The organism is Cupriavidus sp. AU9028, assembly GCF_019795295.1.
GTDB lineage: Bacteria > Pseudomonadota > Gammaproteobacteria > Burkholderiales > Burkholderiaceae > Cupriavidus.
Genome location: NZ_JAIMCG010000017.1, coordinates 36,636 through 59,996, shown reverse-complemented (window position 1 = coordinate 59,996; position 23,361 = coordinate 36,636). Strand labels below are relative to the sequence as shown.

The window sequence follows — 23,361 nt, the reverse complement described above, 5'->3', positions numbered from 1 at the left end:
ACGCCGCCCGATTGTCGGCAAATTCCGGAAGCTGTCGCTGCACGTCCCTTCCGCGGCCCTGCGACCTCAATGCGCCGCGGCCACCGATTGCCGCTGGAAGGTCCCGAGCGTCATGCGCATGGCATCGCGCACCGCTTCCACCGAGCGATTGTCGTCGTCGGTCTTGCGCGTGACCATCGATAGCGTCAGCACCGGCGCCGCACGCCCAAGCCGTACGATGCGCACCGGGTAGCTCTGCAGGGTTACCGGGTCCGGCGTCTGCACGATCGACACCCCCAGCCCGGCGTGCACCATCGCCACGATGGCCGGGGCGCTGTCGAACTCCAGCGTGCCGCGGATCTCGGGGATATGGCTGTTGACGTACTGCACGGCCATCGCCCCTGTCACCGTATGGCGGTCGTAGCGAATCCAGTCGTACAGCCGGAACAGCGAGCCGGCATTGCCCTCGGTGGCGCCCGGCGGTGCGATCAGCACCAGCTCCCGCCGCAGCATCGGGGTCCAGCGCAGCCGCACCGAGCCGCCATCGACCGGCTGCGCCACCAGCGCGGCGTCGATCTCGCCGGCCTTCACCGCCGCGGTCAGCGTGCTGCTGCGTCCCCGCACCAGGCGCAGCTCCAGGCGCGGATGACGCTCGCGCAGATGGCGCAGCAGCCCCGGCAGCACCACCGGTTGCAGGGACTCGATGACACCGACGCGCACCACGCCCTCCACCGCCAGGCCACTGCTGGCGCGCAGTGCTTCCAGGTTCAGCAGCGCCTGCCGCATGGCGTCCGACACCTCGTGCGCCAGCCGGTTGGGCCGCGCCTGCAGGCCGGAACGGTCGAACAGCGGCTTGCCCAGATACTGCTCCAGCTGCTTCATCTGCATGCTTACCGCGCTGGGCGTGAGGTTCATCTGGCCCGCGGCGGCGGCAAAAGTGCCGGTCTGCAGCACGGCTTCAAGGGTATGAAAGGTTTCCAGCTTCATCAAAAACTCTTATGAGGAGTCTCAAATAAGTTCGCTTTTTTAATCATACGCCAGACCATAGACTGTCTTCACATCGATGCACAACCCGCACAACGCGCACAACCCGCACCACAAGTGGAGACCCCCTCAATGTCCGGTACCCCCGCCTCCCAGCGCCCGCAAGCCTGGACCGCCCAGCAGGTCCGCCAAGACAACTCCTGGATCCTGCGCCTCTCCGAGGCCGAAATCCAGGGCATGCGCGAGGCGCTGAACCACGCCAGGACCCTGAACAAGCCGCTGCTCGAGATGGAGCAGGCGGACTTCCCGCTCAACGACGCCGCGCGTGACGTGCTCAAGCGCGCCATCGACACCACCCAGGGACGCTGGGGCATGTGCCTGGTCAAGGGCTTCCCGGTCGGCGAGTGGACCGAAGAGGAAGCGCGCCTGGCCTACTGGGGCATGAGCCTTTACATGGGCGTGGGCCGCACGCAGAACCGCGCCAGCCAGTTCATGAACGATGTGCGCAATGAAGGCGGCGAATACAAGGTCAAGGGCGGCCGTGGCTACAACACCAACGCGGGACTGGACTTCCACCAGGACTCCTGCGACGTGGTCGGGCTGCTGTGCCGGCGCACCGCCAAGTCCGGCGGCAGCAGCAAGGTCATCAGCTCGATTGCGCTGTACGAGGAAGTCGAGCGCCGCCGCCCGGACCTGATTCCGGTCCTCAAGGGCACCTGGTTCCACAGCTACCAGGGCACCCAGGACCCGGTGCAGCCGCCCTACTACCGCTGCCCGATCTTCGGCAATCACCCGGAGTTCTTCGCCGCGCGCGCCAACCGCAAGAACACCGTCGCCGCGCAGCGCGACTTCCCGGAAGTGCCGCGCCTGACCCGCGCACAGGAAGAGGCGCTGGACCTGCTCGACGAATTGATGCCCAGCGAACTGCTGTGCTACTCCATGGATCTGGAGGAAGGCGACATGCAGCTGCTGAACAACTACGTCACGCTGCATTCGCGCACGCCCTTCGAGGACTTCGACGAACCCGACCGCAAGCGCCATCTGTTCCGCCTGTGGCTGTCGGTCCCCGGCTCGCAACCGCTGCCGGACAACTGGAAGGAGTACTTCGGCGACGTGCGGCCCGGTGCGGTGCGCGGCGGCGTGCGCGGCAGCGCGATCACGCAGGAATTCCTCGCTTACGAGAAGCGGCAGGCCGCGGCACTGGGGATGACCTACGAGCCGTGGCAGCCGCAGGTGCGACAGGAAGACATGGCGCGCATCGTCGCCGCCGCCAATGCCGACATGGCATCCGCCTGATGGAGCCGGCGATGCAGAACGTAGCGCAAAGCGCTTCCCTGAAGGAGAGGCTGCGCCAGTCCGAGCCGGTACTGGCGCCGGGCGTCTACGACGCGCTGTCCGCCCTGCTGGCCGAACAGGCCGGTTTCGAAGCGCTGTACCTGTCGGGCGGCGCGGTCGCCTACACCCTGCTCGGCCGCTCCGATGTGGGGCTGACCACCGCCAGCGAGACCGCCGATGTCCTCGCCCGCATCGCCGATCGCGTGTCGCTGCCGATCATCGTCGACGGCGACACCGGTTACGGCAATGCGTTGAATACCCAGCGCACCGTGCGCGCCTTCGAGCGTGCCGGCGCCGCCATGATCCAGCTCGAGGACCAGGGCTTTCCCAAGCGCTGCGGTCATCTGGCCGGCAAGACGGTGGTGCCGGTGCGCGAGATGTGCGGCAAGCTGAAGGCCGCGCTCGACGCGCGCCACAGCGCCGACACGCTGATCCTCGGCCGTACCGACGCGGTGGCGGTGGAAGGACTCGAAGCCGCCATCGAACGCGCCGAAGCCTATCTGGAATGCGGCGTGGATGCGCTCTTTATCGAGGCCGTGGTATCGGCCGCCGACATGGACCGCGTCTGCGGCCGCTTTGCCTCCCGCGTGCCGCTGCTGGCCAATATGGTCGAAGGCGGCAAGACCCCGATCCACAGCGCCGGCGAACTCGGTGCGCGCGGCTATCGCATCGTGATCTACCCCGGCGGCACCGTGCGTTTCGCCTCGCGCCAGCTGCAGCGTTATTTCGCCGGCCTCAAGGCCGACGGCAGCACGCGCGGGTTCAAGGACGAGATGAACGACTTCGATGCGTTGAACGGGCTGATTGGAACGCCCGAATTGCTGGAGAGAGGACGCAGGTACGCCGAAGACGATCCCGCCTGACCTCCGGCAGTTGCAGCAACCACCTCGTCGTCCCCGCGCAGGCGGGGACCCAGCGACTTCCTTCCCGCCCTATCGCGGTTTCAAAGCCACTGGGTCCCCGCTTGCGCGGGGACGACGGCAAGACATCGGCAGCCCCAAGCCGAATCATTAGAAACAGGGAGACAACCCCATGAAGCCCCAATTGCGCGCCTTCCTTGGCGCCCTTCTTTGCGCCGCCACCACTGCCGCAGCGGCCGCCTATCCCGACAAGCCGATCAAACTCGTGGTGCCGTTCCCGCCGGGCGGCAATATCGACGCCACCGCGCGCATCGTTGCCGCGGGACTGTCGAAGTCGCTGGGCCAGAGCGTGGTGGTTGAGAACCGTGCCGGCGCGGCCGGCCTGGTCGGCGCCGAACTGGTCGCGCGTTCCGCGCCCGACGGCTATACCGCATTGCTGGCCTCCACCGGCGCGCTGGCCCCGTTGAAGGCGCTGAACCCGCAGGCATCGCTGACGCCCGAGCGCGACCTGGTCGCCGCCGGCCCGATTTCACGTGCCCCGCTGGTGCTCGCCGTCAGCCCCGGGATCCCCGCGAAGAATGTCGCGGAGTTCATCGCCTATGCACGGGCCAATCCCGGCAAGCTGACCATCGCCACCGCTGGCGTCGGCACCGCGGCGCACCTGACCGGCGAGTACTTCCAGAAGCAGAGCGGCACCAGGCTGCTGCATGTTCCCTACAAGGGCAGCAGCCTGGCGGTCGCCGATCTGCTGGGCGGCCATGTCGATCTCACCTTCGATCAGCTCGCCTCGACGATCTCGCAGATCCGCGCGGGCAAGCTCAAGGCGCTGGGCGTGACGACCGACAAGCGCACCTCCGTGATGCCGGACCTGCCCACGCTCGCCGAAAGCGGCCTGCCGGGCTTCGAGGCCGCGACCACGACTGGCCTGATGTTCCCCAAGGGCACCTCGCCGGAGATCATCGCCACGGTCGGCACCGCCCTGCGCAAGACGCTCGCGAGCGAGGATGTCGCCCGGCAATTCCGCGAACTCGGCGCCGATGTCCATGCGGGCGACGCCGCCGAATTCGACAAGACCCTGCAGCGGGAAACCGAGAAGTGGGGCAAGGTCATCCGCGAGGCCAATATCACCGCACAGCATTAGGAGACTGCATGACGCCGACAGAAGACGGCGCGGCGCCGGTATGCCTGCCGCCACGGCAGCAGGTATCCCGCCCGCGATGGACCCTGCCCCCCGGGGCCACCGACTGCCACTGCCATGTCTATGATGACCCGCTGCGCTACCCACTGGTGGCGCAGCGCTCATACACGCCGGTACGGGCAGATCTGGAGCAGTACCTTGCCATGTGCGAGCAGGTCGGGCTGAGCAGAACGGTACAGGTCAGCGCCAGTGTCTATGGCGCCGACAACCGGCTCACCCTCGATGTCATCGCCAGACTGGGCCAGCATCGCGCCAGAGGCGTGGCCGGACTTCCATCCGATGTCACCGCCGAACAACTCGACACCCTGCATGCCGGCGGCATGCGGGGTGTTCGCGTATCCACCCATGTGAAAGGCTACGGCGGCACGCAGGCCATCGCGCATTTCGCCGGGCGTATCCGCCCGTTCGGCTGGCATGTGCAGGTCCATGTCGCGCAGGCCGACGAGATCGCGCAACTCGAAGACGAGCTGCTTCGCGTGCCGGTGCCGCTGGTGTTCGATCACCTCGGCTGCGTGCGCGGCAGCGAAGGTCCGGCGAACGCCGGCTTCCAGGCCATGCTGCGGCTGCTGCGCGGGCGCGATGACTGCTGGGCGAAGATCTCCAGCTGGTACCGGCGCTCCGATGCCGGCGGGCAGAACGAGGACATGGCGCTCATCGTCGGCGCGCTCGTCGATGCGCGCCCCGACCGGCTGGTCTTCGGCACCAACTGGCCGCACCCCGCCCTGCATGCGCCCGCGACCGTGCCCGACGATGGCGAACTGATCGACCAGTTCGTGCGCTGGGTGCCCGACGAGAACATCCGCCGACGTATCCTCGTCGACAACCCGGCTGCGCTGTACGGCTTCCCTGGCTGACTGCTGCCCAACAGACAAACCCATAACGATAGAAACGGAGAGACAACCATGCAACGACGCGACTTCCTGGCCCTGATGGCCGCCACCGCCGTGCTGCCCGGCGCGGCATACGCCGGCCCCAACGTTACCAAGGTCATGGTGGGCGCCACGCCGGGCGGTGGCACCGATCTGGTGGCGCGCTCCCTGGCCGCCGAGCTCGAACAGCGGCGCAAGCAATCGTTCATCGTCGAGAACCGGGGCGGCGCCGCCGGCAACATCGCCGCGACGGCGGTGTCCAACGCCGCGCCTGATGGCGGCACGCTGCTGCTCTGCTACACCAGCCACGCCATCAATCCCGCGGTGTTCGACAAGAAGCCGTTCGAGCCGCTGAAGGACTTCACGCCGATCTCGCTGATCGCCAGCTCGCCGCTGATCCTGGTCTCGCGTCCCGGCCTTGGGGTCAATAACGTCAGGGAGCTGATCGCGCTGGCCAAATCGAAGCCGGGCAAGCTCAGCATCGGTGTTGCCGGCGTCGGCAGCGCCAACCATCTTGCCGGCGCGATGTTCGAGCGCGAAGCGGGCATCGAGCTGATCAGCGTGCCCTACAAGGGCGCGGCACCGGCGGTGTCCGATGTCATCGCCAGCCAGACCGACCTGCTGCTCGGCAACGTCGCCACGGTGCAGCCGCTGTTGCAGGCCGGCAAGATCAAGGGGCTGGGGATCAGCACCACCAAGCGGATCGCGCAGTTTCCCGATCTCGCGCCGATTGCGGACGTGCTGCCCGGCTTCGACTACAGCTCGTGGTACGGACTGCTGGGACCGGCAGGCATGTCGCCGGAACTGGTGAAGGATCTGGAGGCATCGGTGCGCGCCGCGGTCGCCTCGCCGGCGATGCAGAAGCGCCTGAAGCATGAAGGGCTGGAGCCGGTGGGCAGCAGCGCGGCGGAATTCACGCGCTTCCTGCAGACCGAGATCGCACGCTGGGGGAAGGTGGCCGCGGTAACGGGCACGAAGGTGTCGTAAGCACCGGCAGCCCGCCGGGTTGCTCCCCTCTCCCGCTTGCGGGGGAGGGGCCGGGGGAGAGGGCATCGTGCGCTCGATCGAGCGACACCGCAGATCGACTGCCCCTGCCCTCTCCCCGCCCCTCTCCCCCAAGTGAGAGAGGGAGAACATCCGAAATTCTCAGGCCACAAAAAACAAAACCCCGGAAGACCGCGATCTTCCGGGGTTCCGCCGCCAATACCAACGTAATGGCGGAGACGGAGGGATTCGAACCCTCGATCCAGGTTTTGGCCCGGATGCTCCCTTAGCAGGGGAGTGCCTTCGACCTCTCGGCCACGTCTCCCAAACTTGCGTTGCACGAGGGAGCCCGCACAACGAAGCGCACATTCTAGCGAGGCTGTTGCGTTTGGTCAACGACGAATCGATGACAAATCGCATTCGATGCGTCCGCCGCGATGAAAATCACCGCGCGGACGCCCGCCCCGCCAGTGCTCAGGCCTGATCGAGATCGAATGCCTTGTGCAGCGCGCGTACGGCCAGTTCCATGTACTTCTCGTCGATCAGCACCGAGATCTTGATTTCCGAGGTGGAGATCATCTGGATGTTGATGCCCTCTTCCGACAGCGTGCGGAACATCTGGCTGGCGATACCGACGTGCGAGCGCATGCCGACGCCGACCACCGACACCTTCGAGACCTTCGGGTCGCCCGAGACGCTCTCCGCGCCGATATGGCCCTTGACGGTGTCGTTCAGGATCGCCAGCGCGCGCTGGTAGTCGCCGCGCGGCACGGTGAAGGTGAAGTCGGTCTTGCCCTGCACCGACTGGTTCTGGATGATCATGTCGACGTCGATGTTGGCGTCGGCGATCGGGCCGAGGATCTGGTAAGCGATGCCGGGCTTGTCCGGCACGCCGAGAACGGTGATCTTGGCCTCATCGCGGGCGAAGGCAATGCCGGAAATGACGGCGGCTTCCATGTCAGAGTCTTCCTCAAAAGTAATCAGCGTGCCCGATTGCATTTCCTGCTCGAGCGGCAACATCGGATCGGTCAGCGACGACAGCACACGCGTCTTGACGCGGTACTTGCCGGCGAATTCGACGGAGCGGATCTGCAGCACCTTGGAACCGAGGCTGGCCATTTCCAGCATCTCCTCGAAGGTGATGCGGTCCAGGCGGCGGGCGTCCTCGACCACGCGGGGGTCGGTGGTGTAGACCCCGTCCACGTCGGTGTAGATCAGGCACTCGTCAGCCTTGACCGCCGCGGCGATGGCCACCGCCGAGGTGTCCGAGCCGCCGCGACCCAGCGTGGTGATGTTGCCCAGCTCGTCGATGCCCTGGAAGCCGGTGATGATGACCACGCGACCGGCGTCGACGTCCGCCAGGATGCGCTGGTCGTCGATCGATTCGATGCGGGCCTTGGTGTAGGCGGAATTGGTTTTGACCGGGACCTGCCAGCCGGTGTAGCTGACGGCGTCGATGCCCTCTCCGTGCAGCGCGATCGCCAGCAGCGCAACGCTTGCCTGCTCGCCGGTCGACGCCAGCATGTCCAGCTCGCGCGGGCTGGGTTCGGGGGAAATCTCCTTGGCCAGTCCCAGCAGGCGATTGGTCTCGCCCGACATGGCCGAAGGCACCACGACGACGCGGTGACCGGCGCGGTGCCACTTGGCCACGCGCTTGGCGACATTCTTGATGCGTTCCGTGGAACCCATCGAAGTGCCGCCGTATTTGTGAACGATGAGAGCCATCTTGTTGTAGACGCCAGCGTTTTTGCAAAGCCTTCGAAAATACACGAAGCGAAGGTGTCAGGCAAGGCGAAAAACCCGAGGTTTTCCGCCCTGTCAAGTCGGTGACAGCCTGAATTTTCGGTATTGGCGCGCGGGCGGCGGCTAACCCGCCTCGTTTGTCGGCGCCGGCGCCAACCCGGCCGCGGGCCGCCATTCGACCCGCCAGCACGGCAGGTTCGCATCGACCGGCCAACGGTGGTGCATGCCGAGTCCGGCCGCCAGCACGAGTTGCCCGCCCGCGCGCACGACCGGCAGGAAGGGCCGGCGCCACGCCGGCACGCCGGCCTCCTGATAGGCCTGCTTGAGCGCTCGCGCCGGCCCGCCCGGACGCAGCACGATGCGATCGCCGGGCTGCCGCGGCCCGACCTCGAGGGACCGGCGCAGCACCGCTTCCGGCACCCCTCCCGATCCCGCGTCGGTGCGCAGGAAATGCAGCTCGCCGCCCCACTGCGGCACCGCCAGCGTCGCCTCGCCGTGCCATGACAGGGTCACCGCGACGGCGGGCGGGGCCACCGGGGTCCGGCACGCCAGCAGCCGCCCCTGGAAGCGGCGCAGCACGAGGCCATCGTGGCGCAGCGCGGCGCCTTGCCCGCCGCCGTCCGCCGCTGCTCGAAGCAACTGGGCCCGCATGGCGGCCAGCCGCGCCGTGCTCGGCGCCCGCGTGCCGCACTGGCGCAGCCACAACCGCAGCACGGCATCGGCATGCGCCTCCGGCAGGGCCATCAGCCCCGCGATGTCGAGTTCGGAATAGGTGTCCTCGTCGCGCCCGGCGAACCGGATCGCCGCGAGCTGCCGCTGCGCGAGGGCGTCCAGCGCGTGGGCCGCCGAGCCAAGGTGTTCGGCCGCCTGCGCGACATTGGCGTACAGCGAGGGAAAGGACGCGGCCAGCGCCGGCAGATGCTGGCGCAGCGCGTTGCGGGCGAAGCGAGGATCGTCATTGGAGGGGTCGTCGACCCAGCGCAGGCCCTGGCGCTCTGCATACGCCTCGATGGCGCTGCGCGGCAACTCCAGCCAGGGGCGCAGCAACCAGGTGTCACTGTCGGCCGACAGCGGCCGCATCGCCGGCATGCCGGCCAGGCCATGCACGCCGCTGCCGCGGAACAGCCGCAACAACACGGTTTCGACCTGATCGTCGCGATGGTGCGCGAACAGCAGGTAGCGCACCCCCTCCTCCCGGCACATCCGCTGCAGCGCGTCGTAACGGGCGCGGCGGGCGGCCGCCTCCAGGCCCTCTCCGGCCACCGGCACCACGGCAACGCGTGCACAACGGTATGGCACCTGCCACCGTTCGCACAGGCCGGCGCAGAAGGCATCCCACTGATCGGCCTGCGCCTGCAGGCCGTGATGCACGTGCAGCGCGAGCGGCGCGGCACCACCCTCGCCGGACTCGGCAAGGACTTCCCGGGTGGCATGCAGCAAGGCGACCGAATCGCGCCCGCCGGACAGTGCGACGGCAATGCTTGCCCCGGCGGAGCCCGCCTCGCCGCCAGTCGACCCCTGCCCGGAAACGACAAGGGCCGCACAAGCCTGCATGGCCTGTGCGACCCTTTCCTTCAAGGCATCGGTCCAGTCGGCGCCGCCGGGCGCCCCGGACGCAACCGGCATCGTGGAATCAGCCCTGGGTGCCGGTTTCCTTGAACTTGCCATATGCCATCAGGCGCTCGTGCCGGCGCGCCTGCAGCTCCGGCACGCTCATGCCCTGGAACTGGCGCAGCGATTCGGCCAGCGAGCGCTTGAGCATGGCCGCCATTGCCTTGGGATCGCGATGCGCGCCGCCCAGCGGCTCGTTGACGATCTTGTCGATCAGGCCCAGCGCCTTCAGGCGGTGCGCGGTCAGCCCCAGCGCTTCCGCGGCTTCCGGCGCCTTCTCGGCGGTCTTCCACAGGATGGATGCGCAGCCTTCCGGCGAAATCACCGCATAGGTGGCGAATTGCAGCATCTGCACGACGTCGCCGACCGCAATCGCCAGCGCGCCGCCGGAGCCGCCTTCGCCGATGATGGTGGCGATCAGCGGCACCTTCAGGCCCGCCATCACGTACAGGTTGTGGCCAATCGCTTCGGACTGGCCGCGCTCCTCCGCGTCGATGCCCGGGAACGCGCCCGGCGTGTCGACGAAGGTGAAGATCGGCAGGCCGAACTTGTCGGCCAGTTCCATCAGCCGCTTCGCCTTGCGATAGCCTTCCGGCTTGGACATGCCGAAGTTGCGCAGCGCGCGCTCCTTGGTATCCCGGCCCTTCTGGTGACCGATCACCATGCACGGCTGGCCATTGAAGCGGGCCAGGCCGCCGACGATGGACAGGTCGTCGGCAAAGGCACGATCGCCGTGCAGTTCATGGAAATCGGTGAAGATCTCGCGCACGTAGTCCAGCGTATAGGGACGCTGCGGGTGCCGCGCGATCTGCGCCACCTGCCACGGGGTCAGGTTGGCATAGATGTCCTTGGTCAGCTGCTGGCTCTTGCCGGCCAGCCGCGAAATCTCTTCGGAAATATCGACTGCCGAGTCGTCCTGCACAAAGCGCAGTTCCTCGATTTTGGCCTCGAGTTCGGCGATCGGCTGTTCGAAATCCAGGAAGGTGGTTTTCATTGAATCACACGTACCTGTCTGTGAAGGGGCGCATTCTACCGGAAATCGGCGTCCCGCCCGCGGGGCCGGCCAATGTTTGCCAGCCTAGTAAGTGACGGGCAGCGGGTCAAGGCTGCGCCACATGTACCAGGTCGCGACCGTGCGCCACGGTTCCCAGTTGGCCGCGACTTCCCGGGCTTCGCTGCGCGTGACCGGCTCGCCACTGAAATAGTTGGCGGAAATGGCATTGATCAGGCCGATATCGTCCAGCGGCAGCACGTTGGGCCGCAGCAGGTTGAACATCAGGAACATCTCGGCGGTCCAGCGGCCGATGCCGCGGATCTGCGTCAGTTCGGCAATTACCGCCTCGTCGTCCATCTCGGCCCAGCTCTGGACGTGGACGCGACCGGCCTTGAAGTGATCGGCCAGATCGACGATGTACTCGGCCTTGCGTCTGGACAGCCCGCAGCCGGCCAGTTTTTCAGGGCCGGCCCGCAGCAGTTGCGCCGGCGTCAGCTTCGGGCAGGCGGCGACCAGCCGGTCCCACACCGCCTGCGCCGCCTTGACCGAGATCTGCTGGCCGACGATCGAGCGCGCCAGCGTCACGAACGGATCGCCGCGCGAGACCAGATGCGCCGGCCCGTACGTCGGGATCAGCTTGCGCAGGATGCGGTCGCGCTTCATCAGGTCGGCACAGGCCTCGTCCCAGTAGGCGGGCCGCACCGCGCCCTCGACCGTCTCCACCGGCAACGGCAGCGCCTCGGCCTCGGGCAGCGCGGGCGCGGCAGCGGCACGGGTGCGTGCCGCCTTCTTCGGCGGCGCGTCGCCGGCAACAGCAGCGGACTTTGCGGCGGACCTTGCCGTGGTCTTTGTCGCGGTCTTTGCGGAAGGCTTCGCGGCGCTCGCCCGCTTCACCGCCGGCTTCTGCGCGCCGGCGTCGTCGGCCTTGCCCGCAGCCTTGCCCGCCGCCGCAGCCGCAGTGGCTCGCCCCGGCTGCTTTTCAGCCGGCTCGGGCGCGGCCTGCGTCTTCGCAGCGCTCTTGCGAGCTACCGCGTTCAAGCGCGCCTCCATTCGGTGACGCCGCCCGGCTTGTCCTCCAGCACGACTCCCGCTTCCAGCAGCTCGGCGCGAATGCGGTCCGCCTCGGCGAAGTTGCGCTCGGCCTTGGCCTGCCGGCGCGCTGCGATGCGCGCTTCGATGTCCTCGGCGGAAATACCGTCCTGCGCCGCGCCACCTTGCAGGAAGGCGTGCGCATCGCGGCCCAGCAGGCCGAGCGTTGCCGCCAGGCCGCGCAACTGCCGCGCCGCGGCCGGCGAGCCGGTGCGGTTCACTTCGCTGGCCAGGTCGAACAGCACCGCGACGGCGATCGGGGTATTGAAGTCGTCGCCCATGGCCTCGGCGAAGCGGCGCGCGTGCGGCTCGTCCCAATCGAGCGCGCCGTCGTCGGGCTGCACGTCCTTCAGCGCGGTGTACAGGCGCGTCAGTGCGTGGCGGGCATCGTCCAGGTGCGCGTCGCTGTAGTTCAGCGGGCTGCGGTAGTGGGCGCGCAGGATGAAGAAGCGCACCACTTCCGCGTCATAGGCTTTCAGCACTTCGCGGATGGTGAAGAAGTTGCCCAGCGACTTGGACATCTTCTCGTCGTTGATGCGCACGAAGCCGTTGTGCATCCAGACGTTGACGAACGGCTTGCCGCTGGCGCCCTCGGACTGCGCGATCTCGTTCTCGTGGTGGGGGAACTGCAGGTCCGCGCCGCCGCCGTGGATGTCGAAGTGCTCGCCCAGCAGCGCGCAGCTCATCGCCGAGCACTCGATATGCCAGCCCGGACGCCCCGATCCCCACGGCGAATCCCACTTGCTTTCCGCGGGCTCGCTTTCCTTGGCGGACTTCCACAGCACGAAGTCCAGCGGATCGTGCTTGGCATCGTTGGCGGCAACACGTTCGCCGGCGCGCAGATCCTCCAGCGACTTGCCGGACAGCCGGCCGTAGCCGGCAAACTTGCGCACCGCGAAATTGACGTCGCCATCGCTGGCCTGGTAGGCCAGTCCGTTGGCCTGCAGCTTGCCGATGATGCTCAGCATCTGCGGCACATACTGCGTCGCGCGCGGTTCATGATCGGGCCGCTGCACGCCAAGCGCCTCGGCATCCTCGTGCATGTAGCCGATGAAGCGTTCGGTCAATGCACCAATCGTTTCGCCATTCTCCGCCGCGCGCCGGATGATCTTGTCGTCGATGTCCGTGATGTTCTGCACATAGGTCACCTCATAGCCGGCGGTGCGCAGCCAGCGCTGCACCATGTCGAACACCACCATGACCCGCGCGTGCCCGACGTGACAGTAGTCGTACACCGTCATGCCGCAGACATACATGCGGACCTTGCCGGGTTCGATGGGCACGAAGGGCTGCTTCTCGCGAGCGAGGGTGTTGTAGATGTTCAGTGGATGCATGAAACGAGGTGTGGAGGTGATTCCCGCTGACGGTGATGACAGGGGCGATCGATTTCCGCAAAGCCGCGCGGGCCGGCGCCGCAAGCCGTGCCGGCTCCGATGCGACTCGCCCCGGTCGGCCTCGGCACGAAGGTTGCGGCCCCGCACGGCAAGGCGCTCGGGTGGCTCTGCCCGGGCTTCGGCAAGCTCCGTATCTTACCGGAAGCGCCGCAAGCTCGGCGGGCGAACCACCTTTGCTAGAATGCCGCGAAGTATAAAGGACTGCACCTACATGAGCCCGACCTCGAGCCTGGTTTCGCCGTTGTCTTTCTCCGCCGTGCGCCGCAGTGGCGCCCTCGTGCTGTCCGGCGTTGCCGTGGCACTCTGCTGCATGCTGGCGAGCGAGCCCGCTCCCGCACAGGACAGCCTGCTCGGCCTGCCGGCCAATGCGCCGACCGGCTATCACCCGTCGGCCCAGCCCGGCATGGCCGAGGCCGAGCAGGCGGCAGTGCAGCGCCGCTATGACGAAGCGATCCAGCGCTACGACAAGGTGATCGCCGAGAACCCGCGCAACGTGCAGGCCCGCTTCCAGCGCGCCTGGGCGCTGGCGCAGGCGGGACGCGACGACGACGCGGTGCGCGCCTTCACCGAGCTGGCACAGGACTACCCGGAACTGCCCGAGACGCACAACAACCTTGCGCTGCTGTACGCACGCCAGGGCGACCTCAAGCGCGCCGAAGCCGAACTGCTGCTGGCGGTACAGGCCCGCCCGGGCTTCGCCATCGGCTTCAGCAACCTCGGCGACGTCTACCGGCGCCTGGCCGAACAGTCGTACGCGCAAGCCCTCAAGCTCAATCCGGGCGACGCACGCGCCAGCCGTGGCCTCGCCGCGGTCCGCGATACCGCTTCCGCTACGGCAAAGCCGGCCCCGGCGGCGCAGGCACCGGCCGCGGCCAAGCCTCAGCCCGCCCCGCGCAAGGCGCCCGAGCTGCCCAGCGCGCCCGGTCCGCAGCGGCCCGACCTCGACTGATTCCCGCGCGGCACAGCCTTTGCATCAACCTGCCGGTGACAGCCGTCCCCGCTCTGGCGCTCGCTCCTTGCAGCAACCGCCAGGCGATGGCACGGACCGTTACCGGCGCCGATATTGGAGCCCCAGATGACCCTTTCCCGACGCTCTCTTCTGCGTTCGCTGGCCGGCGCGGCACTTGCCGGATCGCTGGCGCTCGGCGCCACCGTCGCCCAGGCCCAGGCACCGGGCGCGAGCACCGGCAAGGCCGAACGCGTGCAGTTCACCACCAGCGCCGGCAAGTTCACCGTCGAGGTCTATCCCGAGGCCGCGCCGAAGACCGTGGAGAATTTTCTGGAGTATGTCAACTCCGGCTTCTACAGCGGCACCACCTTTCACCGCGTGATCAACGGCTTCATGGTGCAGGGTGGCGGCTTCGATCGCGACATGAACCAGAAGCCCACGCGCGCGCCAATTCCGCTCGAATCGCGCAATGGCCTGAAGAACAAGGCCGGCACCGTCGCGATGGCGCGCACAGGCGATCCGAACTCGGCAACCGCCCAGTTCTTCATCAATGTGGTGGATAATCCGAACCTCGACTACCCGCAGCCGGACGGCAACGGGTATGCGGTATTTGGCAAGGTGATCGAAGGCATGGACACGGTGGATCGCATCAAGACGGTCCCGACCCGGGCCTATGGCCCCATGCGCAACGTGCCTGCCACGCCGGTCGTCATCGAGTCGGCCACCATCATCAAGTAACAGAGGAAAGTCATGTCCAAGGTCCAGCTCCAAACCACGCTCGGCGCCATCACCATCGAACTCGATGCCGACAAGGCGCCGAAGACGGTGGAGAACTTCCTGTCCTATGTCCGCAAGGGCCATTACGACAACACGATCTTCCATCGCGTGATCAAGAACTTCATGATCCAGGGCGGCGGTTTCGAGCCGGGCATGAAGCAGAAGCCGACCGACGAGCCGATCGAGAACGAAGCCGGCAACGGCCTGAAGAACGATCGCTACACGGTGGCGATGGCACGCACCAACGCACCGCACTCGGCGACCGCGCAGTTCTTCATCAACGTGGTGGACAACGACTTCCTGAACTTCACCTCGCCGACGCCGCAGGGCTTCGGCTATGCCGTGTTCGGCAAGGTCGTCGAAGGCACCGACGTGGTGGATTCGATCAAGGGCGTGCGCACGGGCAGCGCCGGCTTCCATCAGGACGTGCCGCTCGAGGACGTCGTGATCCAGAAGGCCGTCGTGCTCGACTGAGTTTGCGTCTCGATCCAGCGGCGTCCACCGTGACGCCGCCACCGTCCCCGGTCCCCGCGCCGGCCGTTCCCGCGATTGCAGCGAACGCGCCGGCGTGGTTCATTTCGGACCTGCATCTGACGCCCGGCATGCCGCGCACGCTCGAAGCGTTCGAGCGCACCATCGAGCAGGCACGGTCGCAGGCGCGGACCCTCTTCATCCTCGGCGACTTCTTCGAGTTCTGGGTAGGCGACGAGGAACTCGACGATCCGTTCGCGCAGCGCATCGCCGCGCAACTGGCCAGCCTGATGCGCAGCGGCGTCGCGGTCTACCTGATGCACGGCAACCGCGATTTCCTGCTGGGCCGGCGCTTTGCACGCGCGGCAGGCGCCACGCTGCTGGACGACCCGACGGTGGTCAAATGCGCGGGACACCGGATCGTGCTGACGCATGGCGACATGCTGTGCACCGGCGACGTGGCCTACATGCGCTTCCGACACTGGACCCGCAAGCGGTGGGTGCAGCGGCTGTTCCTTGCGCTGCCGCTGCGCTGGCGCATCGGCATCGCCCAGCGTCTGCGCGCCGACAGCGAAGCGGGACGCGCGTCGCGCCAGGATAACGCCGAGCGGACCGTGTACGCGGACGTCGAACCGGCCGCGGTACAAGCCCTGCTGCAACAGACCGGCACCGCCGAGATGGTGCACGGACACACCCACCGACCCGCGCGGCACGACGAGGCCGGCGGAGTGCGCTGGGTGCTGACCGACTGGGACCTGGACTGCGCGCGGCCACGGGCGGCAGTGCTGCAGCTGGATGACCGCGGCTTCAGGCTGCTGCCGCAGGGCGATTGATCGACGAAAGCAGCCGCGCTCGCGGCTGCCCGCCTCACTTCATCAGACGGCGCAGCTCACTCGCATCGAAGCGGTCATTGGGCGTGTTCTCCAGATGCTCGCCCAGCCGATCGAGCGCGGCCAGCACCGCCTCGATCCGCTCGTGCTGCTGGGCGGCATTGTCGATCAGGCTCTTGAGCGCCAGCGACACCGGATCGTCCGCGTTCGGCGTGATGCCATAGGCCGAGAACTCTTGCCGCGCGCCCTGCTGCGCGGCCGGGGCGTCGGGCAGGATGATGCGGGCGGGAACGCCCACCGCGGTCGCGCCCGGCGGCACCGGCTTGAGCACCACGGCGTTGGAGCCGACTCGCGCCCCATCGCCGATGGTGAAGCCGCCCAGCACCTTGGCGCCGGCACTGACCACCACGCCCGCGCCAAGCGTCGGATGGCGCTTCTGCCCCTTGTACAGCGAGGTGCCGCCCAGCGTCACACCCTGGTAGATGGTGCAGTCGTCGCCGATCTCGGCGGTCTCGCCGATCACCACGCCCATGCCGTGGTCGATGAAGACGCGCCGTCCCACCCTGGCGCCCGGATGGATCTCGATACCGGTCAGGAAGCGCGACCAGTGCGAGATCCAGCGCCCCAGCCAGCGCCATCCACCATTCCAGCAGCCATGCGCGAGCCGGTGCAGCACCACCGCGTGCAGACCCGGATAACAGGTCAGCACCTCGAAGCGGCTGCGCGCGGCAGGGTCGCGCTGCATGATGGCGTCGATATCTTCCTTCAGGCGAGAGAACATCTTGGTCGTGTGCGATTGCCCCGGTGCGTGGCGATGTGGGGATGCCCGTGCCAGGCGCGGGCGGAAAACCGGGAGCAGCGAGTGTAAGGGATTTGGCGCCGCGCTGCCGTCATGGGTTTTGCCCGGCCGCGCGCCAGGCAGCGGCGGGTCAGCCGTCGTCCCGCCCGCCGCCCTGCCCCGCCGCACGGCTGGCGAGCATCTGCTTGGCGATGCCGCGCAGGATATTGACTTCCTCGCGCTCGAGCCCCGCGCGGGCGAATAGCCTGCGCAGCCGCGGCATCAGCTTGCGCGGGTTGTCCGGATCGAGAAAACCGATCGCATGCAGCCCCTGTTCCAGATGGCCGAACATCGCCTCGATCTGCTCGGTGGTCGCGGGCTCGCCGGCATAGCCGATGTCCGCCGGCACCGCGACACGGTCCTCCAGCAGCGCCAGCCGCATCTCGTAGGCGATCAACTGCACCGCCTGCGCCAGATTGAGCGAGGCATAGGCGGGATTGGCGGGAATATGCGTGACCGCCGAACAGCGGTCGACCGCCTCGTTCGGCAAGCCGAAGCGCTCGTTGCCGAAGACGAAGGCGATACGCGCGGACGGGACCGCTTCCAGCCGTGCACGCCCTTGCGCCACGGCATCGCGCGGCAGCAGGCGCGGCGGCCCGAACTCGCGCTGGCGCGCGGTCATCGCCACGCTGAAGGCCACGCCGGTCAGCGCGGTATCCAGATCCGGCACGATGCGGGCGCCGCGCAGCACGTCGTCCGCGCCGCTGGCCAGCGCCACGGCGTCGGGGTGGGCGAGCACCTGCGCCTCGCGCGGGGCCACCAGCACCAGCGAGTCCGGCTCGGCGCCGAAGCCCATGGTCTTGATCGCGCGGGCCACGGAGCCAACGTTGCCGGGATGGCTGGTTTCCACCAGCACGAAACGCACACGGCCGAACTTGTCGCCGGCGTCCCTGTCCGATGCGGGGTTCATATACAATTCAGGCTTCCATATTGGCGCGCCGCCGCGACGCCCCACCAAGGGGGTAACTGGCGGAAGCCGGCCCGCGTAAGCCGACCGCTGCCGCAGCAGCGTCAGCCAGCCGCCGACAGCCTGGCGCGCCCGTTCTTCTACAATTCGTTGTGTTGTCCGCCGACCCCGCGCCCAGTCCGTTCGCGGCGTCGGCCTGGAGAGATTTCATGCATCCGATGCTCAATATCGCCGTCAAGGCAGCCCGCAAGGCGGGTTCCATCATCAACCGCGCTTCGATGGACGTGGATCTCCTGCGCGTTACGCGCAAGCAGCACAACGATTTCGTCACGGAAGTCGACCGCTCGGCGGAAGCAGCGATCATCGAGGTCATCCGGACCGCATATCCCGATCATGCGATTCTAGCGGAAGAGTCCGGCCAGTCCTGGGCCGAAGGCGAAGACGGCCACGAATACACCTGGGTGATCGACCCGCTGGACGGCACCACCAACTTCATCCACGGCTTCCCGCAGTACTGCGTATCGATCGCGCTGCTGCACCGGGGCAACCCGTCGCAGGCGGTGGTCTACGACCCGACCCGCGACGAACTGTTCACCGCCTCCAAGGGTGCCGGCGCCTTCCTGAACAATCGCCGCATCCGCGTCAGCCGTCGCGACAAGCTGGCGGACTGCCTGATCGGCACCGGCTTCCCGTTCCGCAACCTCGAAAGCCTGAATGCCTACCTGGAGGTGTTCGCGCTGATGACCCAGAACTGCGCCGGCCTGCGCCGCCCGGGCGCCGCCGCGCTGGACCTGGCCTACGTCGCCTGCGGCCGCCTGGACGGCTTCTTCGAATCGGGCCTGAAGCCCTGGGACATGGCCGCGGGCATGCTGTTGATCACCGAGGCCGGCGGCCTGGTGGGCAACTACGCCGGCGAGGCGCGCCAGATGGAACAGGGCGAAGTGATGGCCGGCAACCCGAAGACCTTTGCGCAGATGGTGCGCCTGCTGTCGCCCTACTCCATCGACAACGGCGGCCCCGCCGCCTGACGTCGTTCCGCCGGCGGCGAGGGCGCGATGCAAGCGCCCTCGTCGCATGGCCCCCCTTCTGCATCCGCGAGACTGCCCAACCGAGCCAACAGGGAGCCAGGCTTGCTCGACCAGACCGAAGCACAACCGACCACCGCCAGCCGCGCCACCGGCCGCGAAACGCCGATGATGCAGCAGTACCTGCGCATCAAGGCGGACCATCCGGACACGCTGCTGTTCTACCGGATGGGCGACTTCTATGAGCTGTTCCATGACGACGCCGAAAAGGCGGCGCGGCTGCTCGACATCACGCTGACCGCGCGCGGCAGCTCCAACGGGGTGCCGATCCGCATGGCGGGCATCCCCTTCCATTCCGTCGACCAATACCTGGCCCGGCTGGTCAAGCTGGGCGAGTCGGTCGCGATCTGCGAGCAGATCGGCGACCCCGCCGCCAGCAAGGGACCGGTCGAGCGCAAGGTGGTGCGGATCGTCACGCCCGGCACGCTGACCGATGCCGCGCTGCTGCCGGACAAGGCCGACACCTTCCTGATGGCCGTGCATCAGCAGACCACGCGCCGCGGCGTCGGCAAGACCGGCCTGGCCTGGCTGAACCTGGCCAGTGGCGAGCTGCGCCTGATGGAGTGCGAGGCCGGCCAACTGGCACGCGAACTGGAACGGATCCGCCCCGCCGAACTGCTGCATGCCGACGGCATGCCGCTGCCGGCCCTGGCTTGCGCCCGGTCGCGCCTGCCCGAATGGCATTTCGACCAGGACGCGGGCGCGCGCCGGTTGCGCGAGCAGCTGGGGGTGGCCAGCCTCGATCCGTTCGGCTGCCGCGCGCTTGGCGCGGCGCTGGGTGCGGCCGGCGCCCTGCTCAACTACGCGGCCAACACGCAGGGCCAGGCGCTGCGCCATGTGCAAAGCGTAACCGTCGAGCAGGAATCGGAGTTCGTCGGACTGGACTCGGCCACGCGCCGCAACCTCGAACTGACCGAGACGCTGCGCGGCGGCGAATCGCCGACGCTGTTCTCGCTGCTCGATACCTGCGCCACCGCAATGGGAAGCCGCCTGCTGCGGCACTGGCTGCATCACCCCTTGCGCGAGCGGGCGATTCCGCAGGCGCGGCAGCAGGCCATCGGCGCCCTGCTCGCGCAGGATGCCGAGGCGCTGCGCAAGCAGCTGCGCCGGCTGGCAGACGTCGAGCGCATCACCGCGCGGCTGGCGCTGCTGAGCGCGCGGCCGCGCGACCTTTCGGCGCTGCGCGATACGCTGGCGACCCTGCCGGAGGTCACCGCCAGCGTGCGCGCCGACGACGGCGCGCCGCTGCTCGGCGAGACGCTGGGCGAACTGGCCGTCCCGCAGGCCTGCCTGGACCTGCTGACGCGGGCCGTGGCGCCCGAACCCTCGGTTGCCGTGCGCGACGGCGGCGTGATCGCGCGCGGCTACGACGCGCAACTGGACGAGCTGCGCGATATCTCGGAGAACTGCGGCCAGTTCCTGATCGATCTGGAAACGCGCGAGCGCGAGCGCACTGGCATCGCCAACCTGCGTGTCGAGTTCAACCGCGTGCACGGCTTCTATATCGAGGTCACCAACGGACAGGCCGACAAGGTGCCGGACGACTATCGGCGCCGCCAGACCCTGAAGAACGCCGAGCGCTACATCACGCCGGAACTGAAGGCCTTCGAGGACAAGGCGCTGTCCGCGCAGGACCGCGCCCTTGCCCGCGAAAAGCAGCTGTACGAAGCGCTGCTGCAGGACCTGCTGCCCCATATCGGCCAGCTGCGCCGGGTTGCCGCCGCGCTGGCGCGGCTGGACGTGCTGGCCACGCTGGCCGAACGCGCCCGCACACTGGACTGGACCTGCCCGACCCGCGTCGATGACTGCGCGATCGACATCGGCCAGGGCAGGCATCCCGTCGTGGAAAGCCAGCTTGCCGCGGAATCGACGCCGTTCATCGCCAACGACTGCCGGCTGACCGAGGCGCGCAAGCTGCTCCTGATCACCGGCCCGAACATGGGCGGCAAATCGACCTTCATGCGGCAGACCGCGCTGATCGTGCTGCTGGCCTGCGTCGGCGCCTACGTGCCGGCACGGCAGGCGGTGATCGGGCCGATCGACCGCATCTTCACCCGAATCGGCGCGGCCGATGACCTGGCGGGCGGCCGTTCGACCTTCATGGTCGAGATGACCGAAGCAGCCGGCATCCTGCACAACGCCACGCCCAACAGCCTGGTGCTGATGGACGAGATTGGCCGCGGCACCTCGACCTTCGATGGACTGGCGCTGGCCTGGGCCATTGCCCGCCACCTGCTGTCGCACAACCGCAGCCATACGCTGTTCGCCACCCACTACTTCGAGCTGACCCAGCTGCCGCAGGAATTTCCGCAGGCGGCCAACGTGCACCTGTCCGCGGTCGAGCATGGCGATGGCATCGTGTTCCTGCACGCCGTGCAGGACGGCCCCGCCAGCCAGAGCTACGGCCTGCAGGTGGCCCAGCTGGCCGGCGTGCCGCAGCCGGTGATCCGTGCCGCGCGCAAGCATCTGGCCTGGCTGGAGCAGCAATCGACCGACTCGACCCCCACGCCGCAGCTGGACCTGTTTGCCGCGCCTGCCGTGGCGCCCGGCGAGACTGACGACAACGATGACGCCGACCATCGCGGCGGCACCGAAGACCGGGCACTGCGCGAGGCGATGGACGAACTGGACCCGGACAGCCTGACGCCACGCCAGGCGCTCGATGCGCTGTACCGGCTCAAGTCGTTGTACGAGGAAGGCCGTCAAGGCAACCCATGACCCGCCTGCAGCACGCCGAAGCGCCGCAGCCCGCTCGGCGCGCATCCGCCCCCGGTCGCAAGCCGACCCTTCCAGCGTGCCGGTTCGCGATCATGGTGGCCTTGGCGGCTGCGCTGTTGCCGCTCGTCGCCGACGCGGCGCCGCGCAAGGCAGCGCCCGCGTCCGGCCAGGCTCGCATCGCCCTGCTGGCCGACCTGCCGCAATGGCCGGACGCGGAGCCCGCGACGCAGCGGCTGCTGGAGTCGCTCGCCCAGCGCAAGGTCGATCTGGTCGTGCATGCCGGCGGCATCAAGGGCGACACCGAATCCTGCGGCGATCCGCTGCTGGGCTCACGGCTGCAGTTGCTGAACCAGTCCCCGGTGCCGGTGCTTTTCGTGCCGGGCGAGACGGAATGGGCCGAGTGTGGCAAGCATGTAGCCGGCAGCTTCGACCCGGACGAGCGGCTGGCGCGGCTGCGCGAGTTGTATTTCCCGGACGACCGTACGCTCGGCGAGAAGGCGCTGCCGGTGATGCGTCAGTCGGACCAGGCCAAGTTCCGCAGCTACCGCGAGAACGCCCGGCTCGTGCTGGGCAATGTGCTGCTGGTCGGCCTGAATGTGCCCGGCGACAACAACAACTATCGCTACGAGGCAGGCCGCAACGGCGAATTCGAGGACCGTCGCGAAGCCAACCGGCAATGGCTGGCACGCGCCTTCTCGCTCGCGCAGCAGGAGGAGATGAGCGGCATCGTCCTGGTCATGCACGCCGATCCGCTGTTCGCCAATGGTTGGGAAAAGCGCGGCAAGCCGTCGCTGCTCGACGGCTTCATCCGCGGCCGGCAGCGCGACGGGTATCTGGAGATCAAGCGTCAACTGCGCGAGCTGGTTGCCGACTACCGCGGGCGCGTGCTGCTGGTACACAGCAGCTACAACGGCTTCGGTATCGATACGCCGCTGCGCGATACGCAAGGCAAGGTGCTGCGCAACTTCACGCGGGTCGCGCTGCCGGTCGGTTCGCCCCGTCAATGGACCGAGCTGACGATCTCGCCCGACTCCCCGGCGCTGTTCTCGGTCGCCTTGCACGACGGCCCGCGCGCGCCCTGAAAAGACAAATGCCGGCGACCGTCAGGCCGCCGGCATTGCCGGAATTCGCCAGACGCCGCGCGATGACAGCGCGGCGTACACGGCCCGCGGAAAGCGGACCGCCCTTCCTTCCCGGTTTTGCCGGGGCGGGCGTTCAGTGCAGCGTGCGGTTGTCGTCGCTGTCGTCCTCGTCGACCACTTCGATGCCGCTGGCGCCGTGGGCGTGGCCGTGCTCGACTTCCTCGGCGGTGGCTTCGCGCACTTCGGAAACCTTCAGCCAGAAACGCAGCGCCATGCCGGCCAGCGGGTGATTGCCATCGAGCACCACCTTGTCCTCGGCCACATCGGTCACGGTGTAGATCACCGACTCTTCCTCGTCACCGTCTTCGGGCACGCCTTCGAACTGCATGCCGACTTCCAGCGGCTCGGGAAAGCGGTCGCGCGGTTCGACTTTCACCAGTTCCGCATCGTAATCGCCGAACGCATCCTCGGGTTCGAGCTGCAATTGCGTCTCGAAACCGGCGGCATGGCCATCCAGCGCTTCCTCGATTTTGGGGAACGTGCCATCATAGCCGCCGTGCAAGTAGACCATCGGCTCATCCGATTCTTCGATCAGATTGCCCTGCGCATCCGAGAGCTTGTACGTCACGGACACTACCGTGTTCTTCGCGATTTTCAATTCTTT

The 23,361-nt window shown here is 67.8% G+C and carries 21 protein-coding genes and 1 tRNA gene; 12 read left to right on the top strand and 10 right to left on the bottom strand.

Annotated features, from left to right (window positions below):
* Positions 1-66: 66 nt before the first annotated feature.
* A complete protein-coding gene (locus K6V06_RS17350) occupies positions 67-966 on the bottom strand; it encodes a LysR family transcriptional regulator (RefSeq protein ID WP_222245376.1) in 900 nt (299 codons plus the stop codon).
* Positions 967-1,095: 129 nt separating this feature from the next.
* Between K6V06_RS17350 and K6V06_RS17345 the strand changes: the two genes are divergently transcribed.
* The 5 genes from K6V06_RS17345 (at position 1,096) to K6V06_RS17325 (ending at position 6,212) form a co-directional block, all read left to right on the top strand.
* Positions 1,096-2,259 (top strand): TauD/TfdA family dioxygenase, encoded by a 1,164-nt coding sequence (locus K6V06_RS17345; RefSeq protein WP_222245375.1) that lies wholly within the window; start codon positions 1,096-1,098, stop codon positions 2,257-2,259.
* 11 nt (positions 2,260-2,270) lie between these two features.
* Positions 2,271-3,161 (top strand): oxaloacetate decarboxylase, encoded by an 891-nt coding sequence (locus K6V06_RS17340; protein WP_222245374.1) that lies wholly within the window; start codon positions 2,271-2,273, stop codon positions 3,159-3,161.
* 169 nt (positions 3,162-3,330) lie between these two features.
* A complete protein-coding gene (locus K6V06_RS17335; protein ID WP_222245373.1) occupies positions 3,331-4,299 on the top strand; it encodes a tripartite tricarboxylate transporter substrate binding protein in 969 nt (322 codons plus the stop codon).
* 8 nt (positions 4,300-4,307) lie between these two features.
* Positions 4,308-5,210: an amidohydrolase gene (locus K6V06_RS17330; protein WP_222245372.1), complete on the top strand. Its 903-nt coding sequence runs from the start codon at positions 4,308-4,310 to the stop codon at positions 5,208-5,210.
* Positions 5,211-5,258: 48 nt separating this feature from the next.
* A complete protein-coding gene (locus K6V06_RS17325; RefSeq protein WP_222245371.1) occupies positions 5,259-6,212 on the top strand; it encodes a tripartite tricarboxylate transporter substrate binding protein in 954 nt (317 codons plus the stop codon).
* Between the two features lie 228 nt (positions 6,213-6,440).
* Here K6V06_RS17325 and K6V06_RS17320 read toward each other — a convergent pair.
* The 6 genes from K6V06_RS17320 to cysS form a co-directional block, all read right to left on the bottom strand.
* A tRNA-Ser gene (locus K6V06_RS17320) sits at positions 6,441-6,534 on the bottom strand.
* 149 nt (positions 6,535-6,683) lie between these two features.
* Positions 6,684-7,934, bottom strand: a complete 1,251-nt coding sequence (locus K6V06_RS17315; RefSeq protein WP_222245370.1) for an aspartate kinase — start codon at positions 7,932-7,934, stop codon at positions 6,684-6,686.
* A gap of 141 nt (positions 7,935-8,075) precedes the next feature.
* Positions 8,076-9,578 (bottom strand): tRNA lysidine(34) synthetase TilS, encoded by a 1,503-nt coding sequence (gene tilS / locus K6V06_RS17310; RefSeq protein ID WP_255581920.1) that lies wholly within the window; start codon positions 9,576-9,578, stop codon positions 8,076-8,078.
* A gap of 7 nt (positions 9,579-9,585) precedes the next feature.
* Entirely contained in the window at positions 9,586-10,557 is a 972-nt protein-coding gene (locus tag K6V06_RS17305) for an acetyl-CoA carboxylase carboxyltransferase subunit alpha (protein WP_222245368.1), read from the bottom strand.
* 84 nt (positions 10,558-10,641) lie between these two features.
* Positions 10,642-11,607 (bottom strand): DNA-3-methyladenine glycosylase, encoded by a 966-nt coding sequence (locus K6V06_RS17300; RefSeq protein WP_222245367.1) that lies wholly within the window; start codon positions 11,605-11,607, stop codon positions 10,642-10,644.
* On the bottom strand, positions 11,592-12,980 hold the full coding sequence (gene cysS, locus K6V06_RS17295; protein WP_222245366.1) for a cysteine--tRNA ligase: 1,389 nt from the start codon (positions 12,978-12,980) through the stop codon (positions 11,592-11,594). Before cysS ends, K6V06_RS17300 begins: the two co-directional genes overlap by 16 nt.
* A gap of 271 nt (positions 12,981-13,251) precedes the next feature.
* Here cysS and K6V06_RS17290 point away from each other — a divergent pair, with 271 nt between their 5' ends.
* From K6V06_RS17290 to K6V06_RS17275, 4 genes are all read left to right on the top strand, one after another.
* Positions 13,252-13,989 (top strand): tetratricopeptide repeat protein, encoded by a 738-nt coding sequence (locus tag K6V06_RS17290; RefSeq protein ID WP_222245365.1) that lies wholly within the window; start codon positions 13,252-13,254, stop codon positions 13,987-13,989.
* 126 nt (positions 13,990-14,115) lie between these two features.
* The gene (locus K6V06_RS17285; protein ID WP_222245364.1) at positions 14,116-14,727 is read left to right on the top strand and encodes a peptidylprolyl isomerase; all 612 of its coding nucleotides are present in this window, start codon (positions 14,116-14,118) and stop codon (positions 14,725-14,727) included.
* A 12-nt stretch (positions 14,728-14,739) separates the two neighbouring features.
* Positions 14,740-15,240: a peptidylprolyl isomerase gene (locus K6V06_RS17280; protein WP_222245363.1), complete on the top strand. Its 501-nt coding sequence runs from the start codon at positions 14,740-14,742 to the stop codon at positions 15,238-15,240.
* A 29-nt stretch (positions 15,241-15,269) separates the two neighbouring features.
* Positions 15,270-16,070: a UDP-2,3-diacylglucosamine diphosphatase gene (locus tag K6V06_RS17275; protein ID WP_370637496.1), complete on the top strand. Its 801-nt coding sequence runs from the start codon at positions 15,270-15,272 to the stop codon at positions 16,068-16,070.
* A gap of 34 nt (positions 16,071-16,104) precedes the next feature.
* On the opposite strand, the gene cysE is transcribed toward K6V06_RS17275, so the two are convergent.
* Together cysE and K6V06_RS17265 are read right to left on the bottom strand one after the other, a co-directional pair.
* Entirely contained in the window at positions 16,105-16,848 is a 744-nt protein-coding gene (cysE, locus tag K6V06_RS17270; protein WP_222245362.1) for a serine O-acetyltransferase, read from the bottom strand.
* A gap of 148 nt (positions 16,849-16,996) precedes the next feature.
* A complete protein-coding gene (locus K6V06_RS17265) occupies positions 16,997-17,815 on the bottom strand; it encodes an RNA methyltransferase (RefSeq protein WP_222245361.1) in 819 nt (272 codons plus the stop codon).
* Positions 17,816-18,021: 206 nt separating this feature from the next.
* Between K6V06_RS17265 and K6V06_RS17260 the strand changes: the two genes are divergently transcribed.
* From K6V06_RS17260 to K6V06_RS17250, 3 genes are all read left to right on the top strand, one after another.
* Positions 18,022-18,840: an inositol monophosphatase family protein gene (locus K6V06_RS17260; protein WP_222245360.1), complete on the top strand. Its 819-nt coding sequence runs from the start codon at positions 18,022-18,024 to the stop codon at positions 18,838-18,840.
* A gap of 165 nt (positions 18,841-19,005) precedes the next feature.
* Complete coding sequence (gene mutS / locus K6V06_RS17255) at positions 19,006-21,615, top strand: DNA mismatch repair protein MutS (RefSeq protein WP_370637495.1); 2,610 nt, start codon at positions 19,006-19,008, stop codon at positions 21,613-21,615.
* Between the two features lie 92 nt (positions 21,616-21,707).
* Complete coding sequence (locus K6V06_RS17250; protein WP_222245413.1) at positions 21,708-22,697, top strand: metallophosphoesterase; 990 nt, start codon at positions 21,708-21,710, stop codon at positions 22,695-22,697.
* Positions 22,698-22,830: 133 nt separating this feature from the next.
* Here the strand turns inward: K6V06_RS17250 and K6V06_RS17245 are convergent, their stop codons facing one another.
* Positions 22,831-23,355, bottom strand: a complete 525-nt coding sequence (locus K6V06_RS17245; RefSeq protein ID WP_222245358.1) for a peptidylprolyl isomerase — start codon at positions 23,353-23,355, stop codon at positions 22,831-22,833.
* Between the last annotated feature and the right edge of the window lie 6 nt (positions 23,356-23,361).

Coding starts and splice junctions, on each gene's coding strand:
- K6V06_RS17260 (WP_222245360.1), top strand. CDS start 18,022: ATGCATCCGATGCTCAATATCGCCGTCAAGGCAGCCCGCAAGGCGGGT.
- K6V06_RS17305 (WP_222245368.1), bottom strand. CDS start 10,557: ATGAAAACCACCTTCCTGGATTTCGAACAGCCGATCGCCGAACTCGAG.
- K6V06_RS17250 (WP_222245413.1), top strand. CDS start 21,708: ATGGTGGCCTTGGCGGCTGCGCTGTTGCCGCTCGTCGCCGACGCGGCG.
- K6V06_RS17280 (WP_222245363.1), top strand. CDS start 14,740: ATGTCCAAGGTCCAGCTCCAAACCACGCTCGGCGCCATCACCATCGAA.
- K6V06_RS17325 (WP_222245371.1), top strand. CDS start 5,259: ATGCAACGACGCGACTTCCTGGCCCTGATGGCCGCCACCGCCGTGCTG.
- cysE (WP_222245362.1), bottom strand. CDS start 16,848: ATGTTCTCTCGCCTGAAGGAAGATATCGACGCCATCATGCAGCGCGAC.
- K6V06_RS17330 (WP_222245372.1), top strand. CDS start 4,308: ATGACGCCGACAGAAGACGGCGCGGCGCCGGTATGCCTGCCGCCACGG.
- tilS (WP_255581920.1), bottom strand. CDS start 9,578: ATGCCGGTTGCGTCCGGGGCGCCCGGCGGCGCCGACTGGACCGATGCC.
- K6V06_RS17315 (WP_222245370.1), bottom strand. CDS start 7,934: ATGGCTCTCATCGTTCACAAATACGGCGGCACTTCGATGGGTTCCACG.
- K6V06_RS17285 (WP_222245364.1), top strand. CDS start 14,116: ATGACCCTTTCCCGACGCTCTCTTCTGCGTTCGCTGGCCGGCGCGGCA.
- K6V06_RS17265 (WP_222245361.1), bottom strand. CDS start 17,815: ATGAACCCCGCATCGGACAGGGACGCCGGCGACAAGTTCGGCCGTGTG.
- K6V06_RS17300 (WP_222245367.1), bottom strand. CDS start 11,607: ATGGAGGCGCGCTTGAACGCGGTAGCTCGCAAGAGCGCTGCGAAGACG.
- cysS (WP_222245366.1), bottom strand. CDS start 12,980: ATGCATCCACTGAACATCTACAACACCCTCGCTCGCGAGAAGCAGCCC.
- K6V06_RS17340 (WP_222245374.1), top strand. CDS start 2,271: ATGCAGAACGTAGCGCAAAGCGCTTCCCTGAAGGAGAGGCTGCGCCAG.
- mutS (WP_370637495.1), top strand. CDS start 19,006: ATGATGCAGCAGTACCTGCGCATCAAGGCGGACCATCCGGACACGCTG.
- K6V06_RS17290 (WP_222245365.1), top strand. CDS start 13,252: ATGAGCCCGACCTCGAGCCTGGTTTCGCCGTTGTCTTTCTCCGCCGTG.
- K6V06_RS17335 (WP_222245373.1), top strand. CDS start 3,331: ATGAAGCCCCAATTGCGCGCCTTCCTTGGCGCCCTTCTTTGCGCCGCC.
- K6V06_RS17345 (WP_222245375.1), top strand. CDS start 1,096: ATGTCCGGTACCCCCGCCTCCCAGCGCCCGCAAGCCTGGACCGCCCAG.
- K6V06_RS17350 (WP_222245376.1), bottom strand. CDS start 966: ATGAAGCTGGAAACCTTTCATACCCTTGAAGCCGTGCTGCAGACCGGC.